The organism is Paraclostridium sp. AKS73 (assembly GCF_025671395.1).
Lineage (GTDB): Bacteria > Bacillota > Clostridia > Peptostreptococcales > Peptostreptococcaceae > Paraclostridium > Paraclostridium benzoelyticum.
In genome coordinates this window covers 1-20,355 of record NZ_JAIXHU010000034.1, presented here as the reverse complement: position 1 = coordinate 20,355, position 20,355 = coordinate 1, and the positions used below count along the sequence as shown (strand labels likewise).

25 protein-coding genes and 5 pseudogenes are annotated in these 20,355 nt (G+C 29.2%); 7 read left to right on the top strand and 23 right to left on the bottom strand.

The genetic code is table 11. The features are described from left to right. Positions 1-40: 40 nt before the first annotated feature. The 12 genes and pseudogenes from LEQ07_RS15405 to LEQ07_RS15350 form a co-directional block, all read right to left on the bottom strand. The gene (locus LEQ07_RS15405; protein WP_046822526.1) at positions 41-541 is read right to left on the bottom strand and encodes a gamma carbonic anhydrase family protein; all 501 of its coding nucleotides are present in this window, start codon (positions 539-541) and stop codon (positions 41-43) included. Between the two features lie 5 nt (positions 542-546). After that, entirely contained in the window at positions 547-1,920 is a 1,374-nt protein-coding gene (scfB, locus tag LEQ07_RS15400; RefSeq protein ID WP_084821973.1) for a thioether cross-link-forming SCIFF peptide maturase, read from the bottom strand. 140 nt (positions 1,921-2,060) lie between these two features. Continuing rightward, positions 2,061-2,204 carry a six-cysteine ranthipeptide SCIFF gene (scfA, locus tag LEQ07_RS15395; RefSeq protein WP_021122491.1) on the bottom strand — a complete coding sequence of 48 codons (144 nt, stop codon included), beginning with the start codon at positions 2,202-2,204 and terminating at the stop codon, positions 2,061-2,063. 67 nt (positions 2,205-2,271) lie between these two features. Then, the gene (locus tag LEQ07_RS15390; RefSeq protein ID WP_263331334.1) at positions 2,272-2,616 is read right to left on the bottom strand and encodes a TIGR04086 family membrane protein; all 345 of its coding nucleotides are present in this window, start codon (positions 2,614-2,616) and stop codon (positions 2,272-2,274) included. An 81-nt stretch (positions 2,617-2,697) separates the two neighbouring features. Beyond that, positions 2,698-2,964, bottom strand: a complete 267-nt coding sequence (gene yajC / locus LEQ07_RS15385; RefSeq protein ID WP_046822527.1) for a preprotein translocase subunit YajC — start codon at positions 2,962-2,964, stop codon at positions 2,698-2,700. A gap of 78 nt (positions 2,965-3,042) precedes the next feature. Next, positions 3,043-4,164, bottom strand: coding sequence for a tRNA guanosine(34) transglycosylase Tgt (tgt, locus tag LEQ07_RS15380; RefSeq protein WP_021431777.1), 1,122 nt, complete (start codon positions 4,162-4,164; stop codon positions 3,043-3,045). A gap of 19 nt (positions 4,165-4,183) precedes the next feature. Continuing rightward, positions 4,184-4,684 (bottom strand): phosphate-starvation-inducible PsiE family protein, encoded by a 501-nt coding sequence (locus LEQ07_RS15375; RefSeq protein ID WP_046822528.1) that lies wholly within the window; start codon positions 4,682-4,684, stop codon positions 4,184-4,186. A gap of 19 nt (positions 4,685-4,703) precedes the next feature. Further along, positions 4,704-5,728, bottom strand: a pseudogene (queA, locus tag LEQ07_RS15370) (tRNA preQ1(34) S-adenosylmethionine ribosyltransferase-isomerase QueA). Between the two features lie 100 nt (positions 5,729-5,828). After that, entirely contained in the window at positions 5,829-6,842 is a 1,014-nt protein-coding gene (gene ruvB / locus LEQ07_RS15365; protein ID WP_046822530.1) for a Holliday junction branch migration DNA helicase RuvB, read from the bottom strand. Positions 6,843-6,859: 17 nt separating this feature from the next. Next, a pseudogene (gene ruvA / locus LEQ07_RS22660) lies at positions 6,860-7,460 on the bottom strand (Holliday junction branch migration protein RuvA). After that, positions 7,453-7,962 (bottom strand): crossover junction endodeoxyribonuclease RuvC, encoded by a 510-nt coding sequence (gene ruvC, locus LEQ07_RS15355; RefSeq protein WP_021428405.1) that lies wholly within the window; start codon positions 7,960-7,962, stop codon positions 7,453-7,455. Before ruvC ends, ruvA begins: the two are co-directional and overlap by 8 nt. A 134-nt stretch (positions 7,963-8,096) precedes the next feature. Beyond that, complete coding sequence (locus LEQ07_RS15350) at positions 8,097-8,696, bottom strand: hypothetical protein (RefSeq protein WP_046822532.1); 600 nt, start codon at positions 8,694-8,696, stop codon at positions 8,097-8,099. Positions 8,697-8,865: 169 nt separating this feature from the next. On the opposite strand from LEQ07_RS15350, the gene LEQ07_RS15345 reads away from it, so the two are divergent. Both LEQ07_RS15345 and LEQ07_RS15340 read left to right on the top strand, forming a co-directional pair. Continuing rightward, positions 8,866-9,183 (top strand): hypothetical protein, encoded by a 318-nt coding sequence (locus LEQ07_RS15345; RefSeq protein ID WP_046822533.1) that lies wholly within the window; start codon positions 8,866-8,868, stop codon positions 9,181-9,183. 100 nt (positions 9,184-9,283) lie between these two features. Next, the gene (locus LEQ07_RS15340; RefSeq protein ID WP_046822534.1) at positions 9,284-9,607 is read left to right on the top strand and encodes a DUF1540 domain-containing protein; all 324 of its coding nucleotides are present in this window, start codon (positions 9,284-9,286) and stop codon (positions 9,605-9,607) included. A 33-nt stretch (positions 9,608-9,640) separates the two neighbouring features. Here the strand turns inward: LEQ07_RS15340 and LEQ07_RS15335 are convergent, their stop codons facing one another. After that, positions 9,641-10,363 (bottom strand): YebC/PmpR family DNA-binding transcriptional regulator, encoded by a 723-nt coding sequence (locus LEQ07_RS15335; RefSeq protein ID WP_046822535.1) that lies wholly within the window; start codon positions 10,361-10,363, stop codon positions 9,641-9,643. Positions 10,364-10,520: 157 nt separating this feature from the next. Then, a pseudogene (gene nadE / locus LEQ07_RS22655) lies at positions 10,521-11,275 on the bottom strand (NAD(+) synthase). A 108-nt stretch (positions 11,276-11,383) separates the two neighbouring features. Here nadE and LEQ07_RS15325 point away from each other — a divergent pair. Further along, positions 11,384-11,752 carry a sulfite exporter TauE/SafE family protein gene (locus LEQ07_RS15325; RefSeq protein ID WP_046822537.1) on the top strand — a complete coding sequence of 123 codons (369 nt, stop codon included), beginning with the start codon at positions 11,384-11,386 and terminating at the stop codon, positions 11,750-11,752. Next, a complete protein-coding gene (locus tag LEQ07_RS15320; RefSeq protein ID WP_332843248.1) occupies positions 11,752-12,066 on the top strand; it encodes a sulfite exporter TauE/SafE family protein in 315 nt (104 codons plus the stop codon). Before LEQ07_RS15325 ends, LEQ07_RS15320 begins: the two co-directional genes overlap by 1 nt. 111 nt (positions 12,067-12,177) lie before the next feature. Here the strand turns inward: LEQ07_RS15320 and LEQ07_RS22650 are convergent. From LEQ07_RS22650 to hflX, 4 genes and pseudogenes are all read right to left on the bottom strand, one after another. Further along, positions 12,178-12,815, bottom strand: a pseudogene (locus LEQ07_RS22650) (YigZ family protein). A gap of 99 nt (positions 12,816-12,914) precedes the next feature. Beyond that, complete coding sequence (locus LEQ07_RS15310; RefSeq protein WP_046822539.1) at positions 12,915-13,343, bottom strand: NUDIX domain-containing protein; 429 nt, start codon at positions 13,341-13,343, stop codon at positions 12,915-12,917. Positions 13,344-13,455: 112 nt separating this feature from the next. Then, positions 13,456-14,121 carry a HEAT repeat domain-containing protein gene (locus tag LEQ07_RS15305; protein ID WP_046822540.1) on the bottom strand — a complete coding sequence of 222 codons (666 nt, stop codon included), beginning with the start codon at positions 14,119-14,121 and terminating at the stop codon, positions 13,456-13,458. A gap of 8 nt (positions 14,122-14,129) precedes the next feature. Further along, a pseudogene (gene hflX, locus LEQ07_RS15300) lies at positions 14,130-15,412 on the bottom strand (GTPase HflX). Positions 15,413-15,508: 96 nt separating this feature from the next. On the opposite strand from hflX, the gene LEQ07_RS15295 reads away from it, so the two are divergent. Next, complete coding sequence (locus LEQ07_RS15295; RefSeq protein ID WP_046822542.1) at positions 15,509-15,766, top strand: cysteine-rich small domain-containing protein; 258 nt, start codon at positions 15,509-15,511, stop codon at positions 15,764-15,766. 87 nt (positions 15,767-15,853) lie between these two features. On the opposite strand, the gene LEQ07_RS15290 is transcribed toward LEQ07_RS15295, so the two are convergent. From LEQ07_RS15290 to LEQ07_RS15270, 5 genes are all read right to left on the bottom strand, one after another. Next, positions 15,854-16,294 (bottom strand): TIGR01906 family membrane protein, encoded by a 441-nt coding sequence (locus tag LEQ07_RS15290; protein WP_263331307.1) that lies wholly within the window; start codon positions 16,292-16,294, stop codon positions 15,854-15,856. Continuing rightward, positions 16,291-16,497, bottom strand: coding sequence for a DUF1461 domain-containing protein (locus tag LEQ07_RS15285; RefSeq protein ID WP_263331306.1), 207 nt, complete (start codon positions 16,495-16,497; stop codon positions 16,291-16,293). Before LEQ07_RS15285 ends, LEQ07_RS15290 begins: the two co-directional genes overlap by 4 nt. Before the next feature lie 14 nt (positions 16,498-16,511). After that, the gene (locus LEQ07_RS15280; RefSeq protein WP_046822544.1) at positions 16,512-18,062 is read right to left on the bottom strand and encodes an ABC-F family ATP-binding cassette domain-containing protein; all 1,551 of its coding nucleotides are present in this window, start codon (positions 18,060-18,062) and stop codon (positions 16,512-16,514) included. Positions 18,063-18,193: 131 nt separating this feature from the next. Beyond that, positions 18,194-18,793, bottom strand: coding sequence for a zinc dependent phospholipase C family protein (locus LEQ07_RS15275; RefSeq protein ID WP_263331332.1), 600 nt, complete (start codon positions 18,791-18,793; stop codon positions 18,194-18,196). Between the two features lie 205 nt (positions 18,794-18,998). Next, the gene (locus LEQ07_RS15270) at positions 18,999-19,577 is read right to left on the bottom strand and encodes an N-acetylmuramoyl-L-alanine amidase (RefSeq protein WP_263331305.1); all 579 of its coding nucleotides are present in this window, start codon (positions 19,575-19,577) and stop codon (positions 18,999-19,001) included. Between the two features lie 385 nt (positions 19,578-19,962). On the opposite strand from LEQ07_RS15270, the gene LEQ07_RS15265 reads away from it, so the two are divergent. After that, a complete protein-coding gene (locus LEQ07_RS15265) occupies positions 19,963-20,127 on the top strand; it encodes a hypothetical protein (protein WP_263331304.1) in 165 nt (54 codons plus the stop codon). Continuing rightward, positions 20,096-20,281, top strand: a complete 186-nt coding sequence (locus tag LEQ07_RS15260) for a hypothetical protein (protein ID WP_263331303.1) — start codon at positions 20,096-20,098, stop codon at positions 20,279-20,281. The genes LEQ07_RS15265 and LEQ07_RS15260 overlap by 32 nt, the downstream gene beginning before the upstream one ends. The last annotated feature ends 74 nt before the right edge of the window (positions 20,282-20,355 follow it).

Here is a 20,355-nt window from a genome sequence, read left to right as displayed (position 1 = left end):
AAGAAAGGACAATATTATTATATTGCCCCTTTTTTCATCTCTACTTATAATTATTTGCAGTTTCTACATATTTTAATGCAGAATTAACAAGATTTTGTTTTTCTTCTTCTGTAAGTTCTCTTACAACTTTTGCTGGAGCTCCTTTTACAAGCACTCCAGATGGTATTTTCTTGTTAGGTGGAATCAGACTTCCAGCAGCTACTAAAGTGTATTCTCCAATTTCAACACCACCTAGTATTATAGATCCCATTCCTATTAAAGTATTATCTCCTATTGTACATCCGTGTATAAGAGCTTTGTGACCAACAGTTACGTTATTTCCTATTATAGTCTCTTTGTTATACTCTATATGTATAACAGTTCCATCCTGTATATTAGTATTTTCACCTATAACTATATTATTTTCGTCACCTCTTATAACTACGTTATACCATACATTAGAATTTTTTCCTATAGTAACATTTCCTATTATATCTGCTGATTCAGCTATAAAAACACTACTATCGATTACAGGATTATTTCCTTTATACCCCTTAATCATTTAAACTATTTCCCTTCTATCATTAATCTTGCTTGTATCATTATAGAACACTCTGTACGTTTCTTTTGCATTTCACATCCTAGTTCATAAGGTTTCATCACATCACCATTAAAGTTCATAGCATTTGCATGACATCCTCCTGAACAGTAGAATTTATTCCAACACTTTTTACAATCTTCTTTACTGTACACATGAGCATTTTTGAATTTATCTGTTAATTCTCTAGGTATTACTATTTCTTCATCATTTATATTAGCTAATTTAAATTCTTCTTTTCCAACAAATTGATGGCATGGATACATATCTCCCTCAGGAGTTATAGCTAAATATTCATTCCCTGCTCCACATCCAGTTATTCTCTTTATTACACAAGGTCCTTGATTTAAATCTATCATAAAGTGGAAGAACTTAAACTTGTCTCCATTTAATAATCTATCAGAATATTTAACTGCTAGTTTTTCATATTCGTTAAATACTGTTTCTAAATCTTCTTCTCTAAGTGCAAACGGATTACTTTCATCATCTACAACAGGCTCTACAGATGTTAATTCAAATCCCTCATCAGCAAAATGAAGTACATCTTCAGAGAAATCTAAATTGTCTCTAGTGAAAGTTCCTCTTATGTAGTAATATTTATCTTTAGGTCTGCTTTCAACTAATTTTTTAAACTTAGGCATTATTATATCATAGCTACCTTTATCATTTAAGGTAGGTCTCATTCTATCATTAACATCTTTTCTTCCATCTAAACTTAAAACTACATTATGCATATGTTTGTTTATGTAATCTATTTTTTCATCATCTAATAATATTCCATTTGTAGTTATTGTAAATCTTATATTTTTATTATTTTCTTTTTCTATGCTTCTTCCGTATTCAACAAGTTGTTTTACAACTTCGAAATTCATTAGAGGCTCTCCACCAAAGAAATCTATTTCTAAGTTTCTTCTATTTCCAGAATTAGCTATTAAGTAATCTATTGCTTTTTTACCTACTTCATAACTCATTAATTCTTTAGCTCCACCAAAGTCTCCTTGCGCAGCAAAACAGTACTTACATTTTAAGTTACAATCATGAGCCACATGTAAGCATAAAGCTTTTACTACTTTTTTTCTATCTATAAAATTAGGGTGATGATTGTATGTATCTTCTGTGTACAACAAACCTTCTTCTTCTAATGTTTTTATTTCGTTGTAAGCTTCTTTTATTTGATCTTCCGTATAAGTATCACTTAATAATTTTATTATATCTCCTAGAGATTTCTCTTTATAGTGGTCTAATAGATTGTATGCAACTTCATCAACAACATGAACAGCTCCACCATTTACATCTAAAACTATATTATATCCGTGCATCGAAAATTTATGTATCATATCCATTGTGGTCCCTCCTAGTTTGTTTATATCTATATATTATCATATAAATGTAATTATGTACTATTTATCTTTTCTATCAAATTGATTAAATTTCACTCAAAAAAGCAGCTAAATTAGCTGCTTTTTCTTTTTTAATATATTTACTATCTTTCGCACTCTTGATTTGCAACTGTACAAGAAGTTTTACAAGCAGATTGACAAGATGTTTGACATTCTCCACATCCACCTTTTGCCGCACTTTCTTTTAAAGTAGCTTTAGATAAAGTTTTTATATGCTTCTTTTCCATTGAAACTACCTCCTATCCTTATATAAACCTTTATTGATTATATCATAAATTTTACATAAGTGGAAATTTATTTAAAGTTTACCCCTAAAACGCCTCCAATCCCACCTGCAAGTGATGTCAATAATACTTTATATATAGATGTAATCTCGAAAACAAAAGAATCTTTTGCTAAAAATACAACTACCATTAAACACACTATGTAAAGTAGTCCAACTAATATACCATATAATAGCCCTTTTTCTTTTATTTTTTTAGATGCATAAAATCCTCCAAATGCAGCAGAAGCTGTAGTTATAACAGAAGCCGCCATAGCTATGCTATCTCCTGACATATTAGTAAAAGTAAGTAGTCCATTGTAAGTTAGTAAACAAATTAATGTTATTATGTAAGCATATCCTAGTCCTTTAAATATGCTATTTGATTTTCCATAAAAAAACCTCCCCTCTCATATAAAATATATTCAAGGAAAGGCTTTGTAATTACTAATATCGTTTTATTTTGATTCTGTAGAAGCTATAGCCCATTTTTCAAATGGTACTTTTGTTCTACTAGGCCCTATTTCTAATATAACAACATCTTCTTCAACTTTAGCTACAGTAGCTACTATACCACCTATTGTCACAACCTTAGAACCTACTTCTAAGCTTTCTCTCATTTCTTTAAGTTGTTTGTCTTTTTTCTTTTGTGGTCTTATTAAGAAGAAATAAAAAATTGCAAAAAACACAACCCACATAAGTATTCCTACTACTGCTTGAGGCATTTATCCCACTCCTTTTATAATATATTCTCAAAACTCTTCAATTTAGTTTTATATAATAATTATTATAACTTAAAATAATTATAATTCATAGCCATATTTTTGGAAAAATTCTTTTCTAAAATCTAATAGTCTATCTTCCATTATAGCTTGTCTTACCTGTTTCATTAAATCTAGTAAGAAATGTAAGTTATGAGTAGTTATAAGTCTAGCAGCTAATATTTCATTAGCTTTAACTAAATGTCTTATATATGCTCTTGTATAGTTTCTACAGCAATAGCAATCACAATTTGGGTCTAATGGACCGAAATCTCTTGCATATTTTGCATTTCTAACAACTACTTTACCTTCACTTGTCATAGCTGTACCATTTCTAGCTATACGAGTAGGTAATACACAGTCAAACATGTCTATTCCTCTTATAACCCCTTCGATTAAGTCATCAGGACTGCCTACTCCCATTAGATATCTTGGTTTGTCTTCAGGCATTAGAGGTACTGTGTAATCTAAAACTTCATACATAAGATCTTTTGGTTCTCCTACACTTAATCCTCCAACAGCATATCCTGGTAAGTCTAAAGCTAACACTTCTCTTGCTGATTGTTCTCTTAAATCTTTATACATTCCTCCTTGGATTATTCCAAATAGAGCTTGATTTTCTGTATTTTTATGAGCTTCTTTACATCTTTCTAACCATCTAGTAGTTCTTTCTAAAGAATTTTTCACATAATCTCTATCAGCTGGATATGGAGCACACTCATCAAATGCCATCATTATATCTGACCCTAATGCATTTTGTATTTCCATAGCTTTTTCTGGACTTATAAAATGTTTTGATCCATCTATGTGAGATCTAAAGTGAACACCTTCTTCAGTTATCTTTCTAAGTGGCCCTAAACTAAATACTTGGAATCCTCCACTATCAGTAAGAATAGGCTTATCCCAGTTCATAAATTTATGAAGCCCTCCAGCTTCTTTAACTAAATCATGTCCAGGTCTCATATATAGGTGATACGTGTTACTTAAAATAATTTGAGAACCTATTTCTTTTAATTCTTCTGGTGTCATCGATTTTACAGTTGCTTGAGTCCCAACTGGCATAAATATCGGTGTTTCTATTACTCCATGAGGAGTATGTAATCTTCCTAATCTTGCTCCACTTTGCTTACAAGTTTTTATAAGTTCATATCTTACTGCACTCATTATAACTCTCCTTATTTATCTATTGTTTATTTTCATTTTCTAAAACTTTTTCTAAGTTTCGTTTATGGCACTCACAGTCTCCATCTTCGCATTCTTCATAGTGAATACTGGTTACATTCATTGTGCTATTATCATCAGTTAGCAAATACTTTCTTATTGCAAATAACCCAGCTATAGCCATAATTCCAAGTAATAATTCTAACATACCCTCACTCTTAGGCAATAACAGTAATTTTCTAGCTATTGCATACAATAGGACTTCAATTAGTGCCCCTGGGATATGTAATGACAACATTACTACTAACTCTACACCTATAACTAAAAGTAATATTTGTCCTAACAAATCATTAAATTGAGCATATTGTACTGGAGTTTGGTATTCCACAATATAAGAATGCCATATCATTCTTAACACATCTATTGTTCCTAGAAATACTGCAAGCAGCACAACCATGGCTAGTAGTGATTCAAATATATATGCAATTTTAAGTGCTAAACTTTTTTCAGCTAGTTTTTTCATATTATCCCCCCTCGATAATTTATTTAATTATCATCGCATCTCCAAAACTAAAGAATCTGTATTTTTCTTTAACTGCTGTGTTGTATGCATTTAAAACAGCGTCTTTTGAAACCAATGCACTTACTAACATTATTAAAGTTGATTCTGGTAAATGGAAATTCGTTATTAGTCTATCTACTATCTTAAATTTATATCCTGGATATATAAATATATTAGTCCATCCACTAGACTCTATAATTTCTCCATTTTCGTTGCTTGCTGATTCTACAGTTCTACAACTAGTAGTTCCAACGCATATAACTTTATTTCCATTCTTTTTCGCTTTATTTATTTTTCAGAAGCTTCTTTATCCACTATATAATATTCAGAGTGCATTTCATGTTCTAACACATCATCAACTTTTACAGGTCTAAAAGTTCCAAGCCCTACATGTAATGTTACAAAAGCTATATCTACTCCTTTTGCTTTTATACTTTCAAGCAATTCATTAGTAAAATGAAGCCCTGCTGTAGGCGCAGCTGCAGATCCATTATGTTTTGAATATACAGTTTGATATCTTTCTCTTTCTTCTAATCTTTCTGTTATATATGGAGGTAGCGGCATATTTCCTAATTCATCTAGTACTTCTTCAAATATTCCTTCATAGTAAAATTTAACTAATCTAGAGCCTTCCTCTGCAAGGCCTACAACCTCTCCTATAAGTTTTCCATTTCCGAAAGAAAATTTCGTTCCTACTTTAGCTCTTTTTCCTGGTTTTACTAAAGCTTGCCATACATCTTTTTCTGTTCTTTTTAATAAAAGAAATTCTATTTTACCTCCAGTATCAACTTTTTCTCCTATAAGTCTAGCTGGTATAACTCTAGTATTATTAAGAACTAAACAGTCTCCTGGATTTAAATAATCTATAACATCTTTAAATATTTTGTGCTCAACGTCTCCCGTTTTTCTATCTAAAATCATAAGTCTAGAGTTTGATCTATCTTCTAACGGTGTTTGAGCTATTAATTCTTCTGGTAGGTCAAAGTAAAAATCACTTGTTTTCAATTTTAACGTCCTTTCTATTTTTTAGTACAAATTACATCATAACAAAAAAATAATTTTCTATCATTAATCCTATTATTAAATACTATATAAATTATTTTTTCTATTTTTCTTTTGGATATGGAATATTTAAGTGTTCATATGCAAGCGGCATAGCAATTCTTCCTCTAGGCCCTCTATTTATAAATCCTAATTGAAGTAAATATGGCTCATATACATCCTCAATAGTGTTTCTGTCTTCGCCAATAGATGCTGCCAATGTATCCAATCCTACTGGTCCTCCCTTAAACTTTTCAATTATTGTACACAGTAATTTTTCATCAACATAGTCAAGTCCTAAACTATCTACTCCTAATAATTCTAAAGCGTCATTTGCAACTTCATCAGTTATATTCCCATCTGCTCTAACTTGTGCATAGTCTCTAACTCTTTTTAACAATCTATTTGCAATTCTTGGAGTTCCTCTAGATCTTCTTGCAATCTCTGTTGCTCCTCCTATTTGAATTTCAGCTCCTAAAATAGAAGATGACCTTATTACGATTTGAGCAAGTTCTTCAACTGTATAATAATCTAGTTTACATATAACCCCAAATCTATCTCTTAATGGATTAGTTAGCATACCTGCTTTTGTAGTCGCTCCAATTAATGTGAATTTAGGCAAATCAAGTCGTATACTTCTTGCAGATGGACCTTTACCTATAATTATATCTAAACAATAATCTTCCATTGCAGAGTATAAAACTTCTTCAACTGTTCTACTTATTCTATGAACCTCATCTATAAATAAAACATCATTTTCATTTAAGTTTGTAAGTATAGCTGCTAAATCTCCAGCTCTTTCTATTGCAGGTCCTGACGTTATTCTAAGATTAACCCCCATCTCACTAGCTATTATAGATGCAAGTGTTGTTTTTCCAAGACCTGGTGGTCCATACAGTAAAACATGGTCCAACTGCTCATTCCTAGCTTTTGCTGCCTCTATAAATATTTTTAATAATTCCTTTGCCTTATTTTGACCTAAATAATCATCTAGACTCTTTGGCCTTAAATTATTTTCTATGTCTACATCTTCATTTTGCATCGATGATGTTATAATTCTATTTTCATCTTCAAACATATTTCAAATTTCCCCCTCTATCTAAGAGATTTACTCATAATATAACTTAACGATTTTTTTATTATATCCTCTGTATTCATTCCATCTTTTTTACATTTATCAACTGCATCTTTAGATTCTTGAGATGAATAACCTAATGCAATAAGTGCATCAACTGCTTCATCTTGTGATATAGCTATTGGCATTTGGCTAAGAAGTGTAGGCTCAAACTCTATGTTATTTTTATCAATTTTATCTTTTAGTTCTAATATAATTCTTTCAGCAGTTTTTTCCAACCCCTGGGGCCTTTGACATTTTAGCTACATCTTCACTAACTATATATGCACCTATTTGTTTCGGTGTAGCAAAAGATAAAATTCCTAAAGCTACCTTAGGTCCTATTTTAGAAACTGAATTTAATAACTCAAACATTTTTAATTCTTCTTTTGTTGAAAACCCACATAAACTCATGTCATCTTCCCTAACAATTAGCTTAGTATGAATTTTACATTCTTTTCCTAATTTTACATCTGCCAAAGTATTTGCTGATACATTTACTTTATATCCAATGTAATTCGCCTCTATTACTAAACTATCTAAGTTTATTTCTTCTATTTTACCTTTTATATAACTATACATATTGCCCCCCTATGTTCTTTAATGTTTTTTCTAATTTATTTGAATGACAATGGCATATTGCAACTGCTAATGCATCTGCTACATCATCTGGTTTTGGTATAGCCTTTAAGTTTAAAAATGACTTAACCATTTGTTGGACTTGAGCTTTCTGAGCCCTACCGTATCCAACTACTCCTTGTTTAACTTGAAGAGGAGTATATTCATATACAGGTATATTGTTATGTGCACAGGCAAGCATTGTAACTCCTCTCGCTTGTGCTACAGTTATAGCTGTTTTTACATTTTTATTAAAGAACAACTCTTCAATTCCAACTTCGTCAATATTATAATTTTTTATAAGCATATCTATTCCTTTATATACAAGCTCTAATCTTCTTAATATATCCATGTGTGCTGGAGTAGTAACCGCTCCATAGTCAATAACTCTGAACTTATTATTTTTATATTCTATAATTCCATAACCAACAATAGCAATTCCTGGATCTATACCTAAAATAATCATATTTTGAAATAACTCCTTTTTACGAAACTTACGTTCTATATTAATATATAATAACATATTTAGCTATAAACTATAAAGAGATGAAAAGTTTCCCTTTCATCTCTTTGTAGTATTGGTTATGAGTTTATATTTTTTCAACTTCCAAAGTCTTCTAATTTTGAATAAATTTCATCTTGCGATTTTGCAAATATTCCGGATTTAACTTCTTCTTGAACTTTTTTAGGTAAAGACTCCGTTTCAATTTCTGTATTTTCTATAAATTCTCTATCGCCTTTTTCATTGTACTTGTAAACATTTAATAAACCTTTATTATCAACTATAGCAAATTGATTAGCCTTACTAGCATCATTAAATGTTTCTCTTTCTTGTAAAGTAATTTCATATGTATCTAGTTTTTTTATGCTTCTATTAGGATATTTAGTTGATAAGTACTTAGTTATATCTTCTTTTGATTTTCCAACTAAATCTTTCGGTATCGTACCGATCATTATTGGAGCTTCTTTGCTAGGTGTGCCGTCTTCAAGTGTCTTTTCTACCCAAATTTCACAATCTTCACTTAAATTAAAAATTTCTTTAGCTGTTGTCTCTTCTTTCTTTTGCTCTGAATTGCTCTTTTTAGAAATATCTTCATTTGTTGATTTAAATCCTACATAAATCCCTCCAGCGAGAACTACTATGCCTAAAATTATAACAATTGGTATTCGCCAAGGAAATTCTTTTTTCTTTTCGAACATTAAAAACAACCTCCTTATATCGGATATTTTTTCCAATTGTTTAGTTTTTATACATTTTTTACATTTATTATCATATTTTATTTTAAATATTTTTCTCTCCCTAGTCTCATTTATTGATAAATTTTCATATTATACTTTATAAATATGATTTTTGATGGAGGTGAAAAGATTGAGTATCGATAATGAATTACTATCAAGAATTGAATTTATTGAATTTAAGCAAAAAGTTTTATTATTAAAACATCCTGCTCATAAAGCTACTATATTTGCAGAGCTAAATTTATACGAATTTTTATCTATTAGAGATTATGTGAAAAATTTTGAATATTATTTAGAAAATGGATATAATTTTGACTTCAAGAGCTTTGAATCAGGCTTATATGATTTAATACCTAAACTAAAAACTTATCCAGAAAGTTCAATCTTAATCTCAAAAATACTAATGAATATATCAAACTTCAATAAATTATTTGATTCAAATAATTAGTTATGTGACTTTGAAAGTTTATATTGCCTTTTTTTATAAAGTATATCTATAAATCCTTTTGGAGATAATTTTAATAAATACTATTTTAGGAGGATTTATTATGGATAAAATTAAATGTAGTGTTAATAACTGTTCTCATAATAGTAAAGGTTTATGTTATGCAGATAGAGTTAATATTCAAGGAAGTTCAGCTCAAACAAAAGAACATACAGCATGTGCATCATTTTTAGAAAATGCAGTTTATAGTGAGCTTACTAACAATACTAACGGTAGGGGAGCTTGCTCTTGCCTTTTCTGTAAAGTAGACACTTGTTCACATAATTCAAACAACCTGTGTACTTTAGAATCTATTGATGTCTGTCCTGATACTGGTAGACCTAATCTTTACTCTGAAACAAGTTGTTCAAGTTTTAAATGTAAATAATAAAAAAGGAGATATTTATATCTCCTTTTTTTATTATTCTTCTATCTCCCAGTTATGAGCTATATTTTGAACATCATCATCATCTTCTAGCATATCTACTAATCTATTCATGAACTTTAATTGCTCTTCTTCTGTTAATTTAGTAGTTGTTTGTGGTAATAATTTAACTTCTGCTGATATAAAGTTATATCCTTTAGCTTCTAATTCGTCTCTAACAGCTTGGAAGTCTTCTGGAGAAGTTACTACTTCAAACCCATCTTCTTCAACTATTAAATCTTCAGCTCCAGCTTCTAATGCTACATCCATTAACTCTTCTTCAGATACATCATCAGTTGCTTCTATTAATATTTGACCTTTTCTATCAAACATAAATGAAACACATCCACTAGTTCCTAAGTTTCCACCATTTTTATCGAAGTAATATCTAACATTTCCTGCCGTTCTGTTTTTGTTGTCAGTTAAAGTTTCTACTATTACTGCAACTCCGCCTGGTCCGTACCCTTCATAAACTATAGTTTCAAAGTTTTCGTTGGCTCCACCACCAGCACCTTTAGCTATAGCTCTATCTATATTATCATTAGGCATATTGTCTGCTTTAGCTTTATCTATTGCTGCTTTTAGTGTTGCATTGTATTCCGGATTTCCTCCACCTTCTTTAGCTGCAACCGCTATAGCTCTTGCATGTTTTGTAAATATTTTTGCTCTCTTAGCGTCTTGTTTACCTTTTTTGTTGATTATGTTTCCTATACGTCCCATAATTCCACTCCTTGCTATGTAAATTAAAATAAAGTTGCGTTATGCTTATATTTTATATAAGGATATTTAATACGTAATATAACTTTAATATATGAATATTTTGTAAGTTATACTATATATACACCGTAATTTTAGCATAAAACATTAATTTAGTAAATTAGAACTTAGGCGGTGCTGCTGCTGTATGTCTTTTATGTTCACTAATTCTATGAAGTCTTGCTATTATATCTTGGTCTTTTTGAGGAACCTTTTTCATTTCTCCTTTTACAACAGCATCTATCATGTCATAAGTTGTACCCATTTCATTTTCATCAGTTTGACCTTCCCAAAGCCCAGCTGATGGAGCTTTATTTATAATGTCATCATGAACACCTAAAGCTTTTGCCCACTCATATACTTCTCTTTTCGTTAGGTTTGCTAGAGGAACTAAATCAACGCCTCCATCTCCATACTTAGTGAAATAACCTGTGTGAATTTCTGCTGCATTATCAGTTCCCACAACTAAATAACCTAAATTATTTGCAACTGTATATACTGTACTCATTCTTATTCTAGCTCTTAAGTTAGCATCACTCATTCTATCATTTTTTCTTTATAAAGCCCCTTATTTTTTAAACCATCAGTAACTTTATTGTATATTCCAACTTGTTCATCAGTTAAATCTAAATCTAAATGTTCTATTTCACAACCATCTATTACTTTAAGTGCATCTAATCTATCTTGAGGATTACTTTTTATACTCATAATTACACCCATTGAATCTTTTGGAAAAGCTTTTTTTATAAGGTAAGCAACTACTGCAGAATCTATACCTCCAGACACACCTACTATTAAACCATTAGTATTTGATTCTTTTACTTTTTCTCTTAACCAATCTACTGTTTTATCTATTTTAAAATTTATATCTGTCATTACACTTCCTCCTTACATTTTATGGATAACCCAATTATATCAGATATTTTTATTTTAATTAAATATAATTTATGCTTTATGTTAAAAATAATTCAAGAAGGTGATATTATGGAAAAAAAATTTTTAAATTTCAATATTAAAAATTCATTTATAGGTTTAATCACAGGCTTTATAAATGGCGTTTTTGGGTCTGGTGGTGGAACGCTTTTAGTTCCTATTTTAAATAACATTTTAAAAGTAGAAGAACATAAGTCTCACGCTACAGCACTTGCAATAATATTATTTCTAACAACTACAAGTTCATTTATATATGTTTCTCAAGGTACGTATGATTTAAATACAACGCTTAAAGTAGCTATAGGAAGTATTGTTGGAGGTATTGTTGGCGCTAAAATACTTTGTAAATTGACTGGAAGATTTTTAAGAATATCTTTTGGATCTATAATGATCATAGCTGCATTAAGGATGGTGTTTTAATGTTTCTTGTTTTACTTGGATTTTTTTCTGGAATAATAGGTGGTATGGGTATGGGTGGAGGTACAATATTAATTCCTGCATTAATATTATTTGCAAATATTGATCCTAAAATAGCTCAAAGTATAAATTTACTTTCATCCATACCTATGACTATATTCGCTTTATTGATACATATAAAAAATAAAAAGGTTATTTTAAAATTAGTAATACCAATAGCCTCATTTGGTATTTTAGGAGCTATATTTGGATCTTTTCTAGCAACATACCTATCATCAGAAGTTTTAAAAAAGTTTTTGGAGTTTTTTTACTTGTAATAGGAGTTTTAGAAGTTAAAAAAGGTATTTTTAATCCAAATAAAAATAAATGTGAAAAATAACAAAATAGCCCAAAGTTTAATTTTTATAAAATTAACTTTGGCATTATTTTTATACTATCACTTGTCCATCTTTTTCTGATAAATAGAACTCTTCTCCTAGATTTATCTGTGCTGTAGCACTTGTTATATCATTAATTCTTTCTATAATAGCTTCTTTTTCATTTGCTCTTGAATATACTATTATCTCTACATTATCTTCGTAAATAGTGTCTTTTATAAAGTATCCCATATTCATTATTTCATTTTGGACTTTGCCAAGTTGATTATAATCTATTTTTATTTTAACTTCTTGATACATTATTTTTTCTATTATTTTTCCTGCTTCAAGACCTATTTTAGCACCTTTTGTATATGCTCTAACAAGTCCTCCTGCCCCTAACTTTATTCCTCCAAAGTATCTAGTCACAACAACTACAACATCTCTCAAATCTTCTTTTTTATAACTTCTAATGTAGGTATACCTGCGGTTCCCTGTGGCTCGCCATCGTCACTATATCTTTGTATATTCATGCTTTTCCCTACAGTATATGCCCAAACATTATGTCTTGCATCTTTATGTTTTTTCTTTATTTCATTTATAAATTCAACAGCTTCTTCTTCTGTTTTTATAGGCTTAGCATATCCAATAAATGTAGATTTCTCTATTGTGATTTCATCCGTACCAAATTCATGCAGTGTTTTATACATCTACTTCCTCCTTAGCTTGTTTATGTACTAATTATAGTATACATAAATAGAACAAGGCAAATGCCCTGTTCTATAATTTAAGTACGAATAATTAAACCTTTAATTATTCGTACTATTCTTTTTTAAATCTTTAAATTTTCTGTAAGAAATTTCTACAAGAGATTTTTCTTTGTTATGAGCTAACATATCTAAAGCATCTTTAACCTTAAAAAAACCAGCTTCTGTAATATCTTCATCATTAATGTTGTACTCAGTGTTGTCGCTCTCCATTATGTACCACATTATAGCGTTACATACTTTTTGATGTCTAGTTTTTGAGTAAAATTCATACATAGTATCTCCTGCCATATCTAGTACTTTAGCCTCAACCTCAACTTCGTCTTTAACCTTTTGTGGAGCTACTTCACTAGCGATATCATTCTCGCTTATTTTTCCTTTAGGAATAGTCCATTCACCTTTGTCGTTTTTTACTATTAATACTTTGTTTGCATAAAATACTATACCACCTGCACAACGTCTTAGTATCATAATTAGACTCCCCCTACTAAACCATATTTTCACACCAAGATGTGGAGTTACACTACTTTAGTAATTTCTTTTGTTACTCCATTATATGTTAAATTTATATTGTTTATGTTATCTATTGAGGAGTTTTTTCTAATTGATTTATAGTGTCTTCATACGCTCTAATTACATAATTTTTTTCAAAATTATTTTTATCTTTGAGCTTTTGTAAAATACATAAACTCTCTTCATTTCCTACATTAGCAAGTGCCTTAGCGCAGTATTGTCTGGTTTGAGCATTCGAATCATAAAGCCCTTTATGAAAAATTTCCCTACTATCTACAGATGATATTTTTCTAAGAGCTGAATATGTTATTCTTCTTACATCAGAATGTCTATGATTTGTAAACTGATGTAGAATTTTTAAAAATCTTTCATCATTCAATTCCCCAGTTGCCCATATTAAAATCATAAGATCTTCTGCATTTTTCTCTGTCATAATTCTTTTGTATATTTTTCTCTTAAAATCTAATAATTTTTCATCATTTAAAGAATTCATCAAGTCTATTCTTTCATCCTTACCTAGCTCTAAAAACTTATCCAAAATATCTTTAGATGATTCTATTTTACTTTTCATTAAAGATTTTATTTCTATTTTTGCCTTTATTAATTGTTCATTTATTTCTTGAACTTCAATATTTCTTATCTTACTTATTTGAGATACTGTCTTAGATTCTTTGTATAGAAGATACGTTATAAAGTGATCTTCTAAATTTTCTATATTATCCCAAGATATATTCATATAACTACCTACTCATTTATTATATAGCTTTTATAAATATTGTAATCTTCTTCATCTAAGTCGACAGTTAACTCTATTCCATTTTCCACATACTCAAATTTTTCAATATTGTATTTATTTTTTAATTTATTAAATATGTCACCTTTATCATATGGAAGCAATAAGTTTACTTTATACGTATTTTCCATTAAGGCATTTTGTATCATATCTATCAATTTATCCATATTAATACCTTGCTTAGCAGATATATATACTGTATTTTCTTGATTTTTAGGATAAATATCAAGATCTAATTTATCAATTTTATTATAGGCCATTATTGTTGGCTTATCATTGCATCTAATTCTTTTAAAACATTTTTAGTTGTATTTTCTTGTATTTCAAAACTATCGTTAGTAGCATCTACTACATGCACTATTAAGTCTGCATAATGTACTTCTTCTAATGTAGCTTTAAATGCTTCAACTAAATCATGTGGTAATTTACTTACGAATCCTACTGTATCTACAACTAAAAATTCTCTTTTATTAGGAAGTAATGCTTTTCTTAGAGTTACATCTAAAGTTGCAAATAGCATATCTTTTGATAAAACTTCTTTTTCAACACTATAATCTTTATGTGTTTTGATAAGCTCATTTAGCAGTGTAGATTTCCCTGCATTTGTATATCCTACTAATGCAACAATAGGTATATTAGACTTTAATCTTTGTGCCCTTTGCGTATCTCTGTTTTTCTTAACATCTCTAAGTTCTTGCCTTATATCTGCCATTTTATTTAAGATATGTCTTTTATCAACTTCTAATTTTTGTTCTCCTGGCCCTCTTGTTCCAATACCTGCACCAGTTCTACTCATTTCTCCACCCATACCATACAGTCTAGGCATTCTGTATTTTAACTGAGCCAACTCAACTTGTAATTTACCTTCTTTACTTAAAGCTCTTTGTGCAAATATATCCAATATTAAAGTTGTTCTGTCTATTACTTTTCTCTGAACTAATTCTTCTATATTTCTTATTTGGGCTCCAGATAATTCATCATTGAATATAACAACTGTAGCATCTAGAGATTCACAATAAGCTCTTATCTCTTCTACTTTTCCTTTTCCTATATAAAAAGCAGCCTCTCTAGCTGGTCTATTTTGAATTATACTCCCTACAACTTCTGCTCCAGCAGCTTTTGCAAGTTCTTTTAATTCTTCCATAGATTCATTAATATCTATATCATCAACTTTCTTTACATTAGTAGTTATATTTAATCCTACTAACAATGCTTTTTCTACTATTTTATCCATTGAAACACCTCATTTAATGTACTTTTTTTATTATACCACTATTGTAATTTTTTAGTATAATTATATTAAAACTCTAAATAATTAGGAGGTACAAGTATGTCTGAGAATTATAAATTTTTTAGAAATGATAAATGTGAATACTTTCCTTGTCATAAAGTAAGTAATCCCGATAATTTCAATTGTCTATTTTGCTATTGTCCTTTATATGCTTTAAAAGATGAATGTGGTGGTAACTTTAAATACACAGATGATGGAATAAAGGATTGTTCTTCTTGTCTAGTTCCTCACAACAAGAAAAGTCATGATTACATAATGAGCAAAATAGGAGATATACTAAACTTAGGTAAAAAGTAACCTAAGTAAATATATTTAAAGGAGTGGTAACTACCACTCCTTTTTACACTTAAGAAGTACTTTTTTAATATACTTTCTATAAGATTCTTAGCGACATGAGCGACGCAAATTTTTTATTGTTTTTTTATAAATAAATAACATTAATATACTTATAGAAAATATAATTCCTAATATCAAAATTCCTTCATGAAGGAAAAATTCTGCAGGCAACATATTTATTACGGGATCTACTGTCGAGTCAAATATCCAATAATCATTATTGAAAAATAATTTATGAAACATCTCAAAACTTTTTTCAAAATTTATAATAATTGGGATAGCTATTAAAATAGGCAGTGTTATCAATGTCCATGCACTATATTTTAATATATCTAAGTTTTTGCATTTAAAACATATATATGCGCCTATCACAACTAATATTAAAGTTATTTTATTTATTATAGCTAAGTTTTGAAATATATTTCGAACTTCTTCAAAGTGAATTGTACCTTGTGTCGATGACTCTAATGTCGGCAATTTAAAATTCATTTTTCATTACTAGTATTATAGTCTATTAAGTAATCATAATTTAGCTTTATTTCTTCTTCATTCATATCACTTAATATAGGAATTTTCAAATAGCTTATATCAAAATAATATATTTGTTTAAATTTAACAGTAAAACTAATAACTGAAGTTATTATAAATAAGCTTAATGCCAGTGATATTAAAAAACTTAAAATTCTATTCATATTATTACCCTATATTATACTATTTTAGTTGTGAAATCCTCTATATTCCATACATCATCTACTATATCTTCATAGAATTCAGGCTCATGCGATACTAAAAGTACAGTTCCTTTAAATTCTCTTATAGCTTTTTTTAGTTCATCTTTAGCTTCTACATCTAAATGATTTGTAGGCTCATCTAAAACTAAAAAGTTTATTTGCTTTAACATTAACTTACATAACCTTACTTTAGCTGCTTCTCCTCCACTTAAAACTCTCATTTGGCTTGTTATATGATCGTTTGTAAGTCCACACTTAGATAATGATTGTCTCACTTCAAAATTAGTAAGACCTGGGTATTCTGCCCATATTTCATCCATTGGAGTGTTACTATTTTCTCTTGAACTTTCTTGCTCAAAATATCCAACTTCTAGATAATCACCTAACTCAACTTTTCCATCAAAAGGCTTTATTATTCCTAAAAGAGTTTTTAAAAGAGTAGACTTTCCTATACCATTCATACCTCTTAAAGCAATCTTTTGATTTCTCTCTAATGTAAAGTTAAGAGGTTTTGTTAGTGCTTCATCATACCCTAATACTAAATCTTCAGTTGTGAATACAAATCTACTAGAAGCTCTTGACTCGTTAAACTTGAATGTAGGCTTTATCTTCTCCTTTGGTCTTTCTAAAATTTCCATTTTATCAAGTTGTTTTTGTCTACTATTTGCCATACCACGAGTTGCAACTCTAGCCTTATTTCTAGCAACAAAGTCTTCTAATCTCTTTCTTTCTTCTATTTGCTTTTCATAAGCTTGTTCTTCTTGTCTTTTCTTTATATCTCTAAGTCTTTCGAACTCATCATAGTTTCCTTTGTATCTATTAAGTTCTCCATTTTCCATATGGTAAATTACATTACATGTGTCATTTATAAACGGTACATCGTGTGATACTAATATAAAACTATTTTCATATTCTTGTAAATATCTTGTTAACCAAGCTATATGTTCTACGTCTAAATAGTTAGTAGGCTCGTCTAATATAAGTATTACAGGGTTCTCTAAAAGTAGTTTTGTCAGTAAAACCTTAGTTCTTTGACCTCCACTTAAATCAGTTACATCTTTATCTAAACCTATTTCCCCAAGACCTAATCCATTAGCAATTTCTTGTATTTTTGCATCAATCATATAAAAACCACTATTTTCTAAAATAGTTTGAATTTCTGCAGTACCTTCCATTAACTTTGTCATTTCATCTTCGTCAGCTTCACCCATTTTATCATACATAGATATCATTTCTTGTTCTAAGTCAAACATAGGTTTAAAAGCATCTCTTAAAACTTCTCTTATTGATTTTCCTTTTGTTAATACTGTATGTTGGTCTAAGTACCCTACCGTTACCCTCGATGACCATTTTATATTTCCAGCATCTGGCATAAGTTTTTTTGTTATTATATTTAAAAATGTAGATTTTCCTTCTCCATTCGCTCCTATAAGAGCAATGTGTTCGCCCTTTCTAAGTCTAAACGACACATTTTCAAGTATAGTTCTTCCACCAAATCCATGGCTAACATTTTCAACAACTAGCATCTAAACACCTCTTCTAATTTTATTATCTATAACATAATATCTTCTTTTCTTAATCTAATCAAGTAATACAAATATTTTCATGTATTTTACCATATATTTAGCAATGAATAAAGCCCTCTTACAAGAGGGCTTTATTCATTGCTAAATATATCATCAAAAAACATTGTCAAAAATCCAGCTGTTGTTTTTTGCGCTAATGGTAAGCATTTAGTTGATAACATATAAAACTTATTTTTTAAATCATTTACATTTTCATACATTTTATCATAGTTCATAGCTTGTGTCGCATTATAATTGATATATTCTTCTACACTATTTTTTTGAATCATTCCATCTTTTGCTCTTAATCTTGGTATAGACATATAATTATTTTTTATATACACTTCAAATTGCCTATGATTGTCTAAAAGCTTCCCTTTAGCATGTTGAGGTATAGTTAAATCTTGAAGTACATGGCATGATGCTCCAAAATAAAATAAGCTAAGTTCAAATTTATCTAAAGCAAAAAACTTTAAAGCTTTATTATAATACTTATTTATTAAAGTAAATGCATTTTCTTCATATCCAAACTTTCCTCTTTTTACATATGGATTGTAAAAGTGATGATAACTTTTAAAATCCTGATCTGCCCATATTAAGCCTTTGTTTATTTGAGGCAAATATGCTTTAAAAAATTTATATTGTGTAATGTGTCCTTCATTTTTCAATATTTCTAATGCATTTGTTTGTATAAAAATGTGAACTTCACAATCTGTAGTTATTATACTTTTTTTACGGGATTTACTACTTTAAAAGTTCCTGTTAGAGCTTTTCCATAAACATTTTCTATTCTTTTTCTCATCGTAATCACCTGATAGTTGAATTTACAACCTAAATTTTATTTCGATATTAACAATATATTACTTTTTTAATATTTGTTAACCTTTATATTTATTTTTAATTCTTATTTTCTGTATCTTTTAAGTATGTTTCTAATCCATCTGCTACACTTTGCATCATTTTTCTTTGATATTCAGGGTTAGACATCATTAAGTCTTCATTATAATTGCTCATAAATCCCATTTCTATCAGTACTACAGGAACTTTAGACCAATTAAATCCAGTTAAATCATTTCTTTCAAATATTCCATTTACCTGTATGTTTTCTTTCACTAATGCATTTTTTATATATAATGCACACTTATTACTATCTTCAAAAATTTTAGATGTGTATTGTCCATCTTTTTGAGGAATCAAAATAGATGCACCAGTTTTTCCAGAATTATCTAAACTATCTGCGTGAACTCTTATAACCATATCTGCATTTTTATTATTAGCTAATATAGCTCTTTCTGCATTACTTATATTTACATCATGGCGCTCTCTTGTCATTACAACATTATAACCTTTATTCTCTAAAATATGCTTTAAAACTATTGATGCCTCTAGATTTAGCTTATATTCAGGTTTTTTAGTTGCTATTCCAGTTGCTCCGGATGAAACTCTAGCTTTTTTAGAACTTGATCCAGGTGCCACTGGCTCTAAATTAGGATCTCCTTTTTCTTGATGCCCTGGGTCTATACATATTGTGTATTCACTATTCTTTTTAACTCTTTTATTTCATCTTCTTTTTTATTTTCTTTTTCAGTTATATTGTTTTTACTTATAAAATTAGTAGATTTATATAAATTTTTGCAGGGTTTGATGTTCCTATAAATATGACACCTATAGCTATTATAGAAACTATAAAAAGTCTATAATTCTTCATGTCTATCTCCTCTCTATTAAAGTATATATATAATTTAAACAATAGGCTTTGTTTTTATGTAAATTAATGATAATTACAATTAATTTATTTTATAGTTGTTTGTATTTAAATAGTCTCATATATATTTTATATATACGTATTTTGGAGGTTAATATGTCTAAAGTAAATAGAGGCAACAATGATAAGCCAAGACTTTGTCGGTTTGGGTATGTAGATTATATAGTTTTAGCATCTAGTTTAGCTATAGCTGTTGCAGAAGAAGTTGATGCAACTGATTTAAATATACTTGCCAGTTTTTTTTGCTACTTTTTCAGATGAACTTGCGCTAATAGCTGCAGTTAAAGAAGGCTGTACTCCAGATTCAGATTCTAATTCTTCTGAAGAAATTACCTTTGTTCCTCCCGTTCCAGCCACAGGTGGGTCTCGATCAAAATCTAAAGTAAAAAAAGAAAAAAGTAAAAATATAAAATAAATTAATTAAACACCTAAATTAAGTACTTTTAAGTTTTAGTATTTAATTTTTAAGATTTTTGAAAACAATGGTTC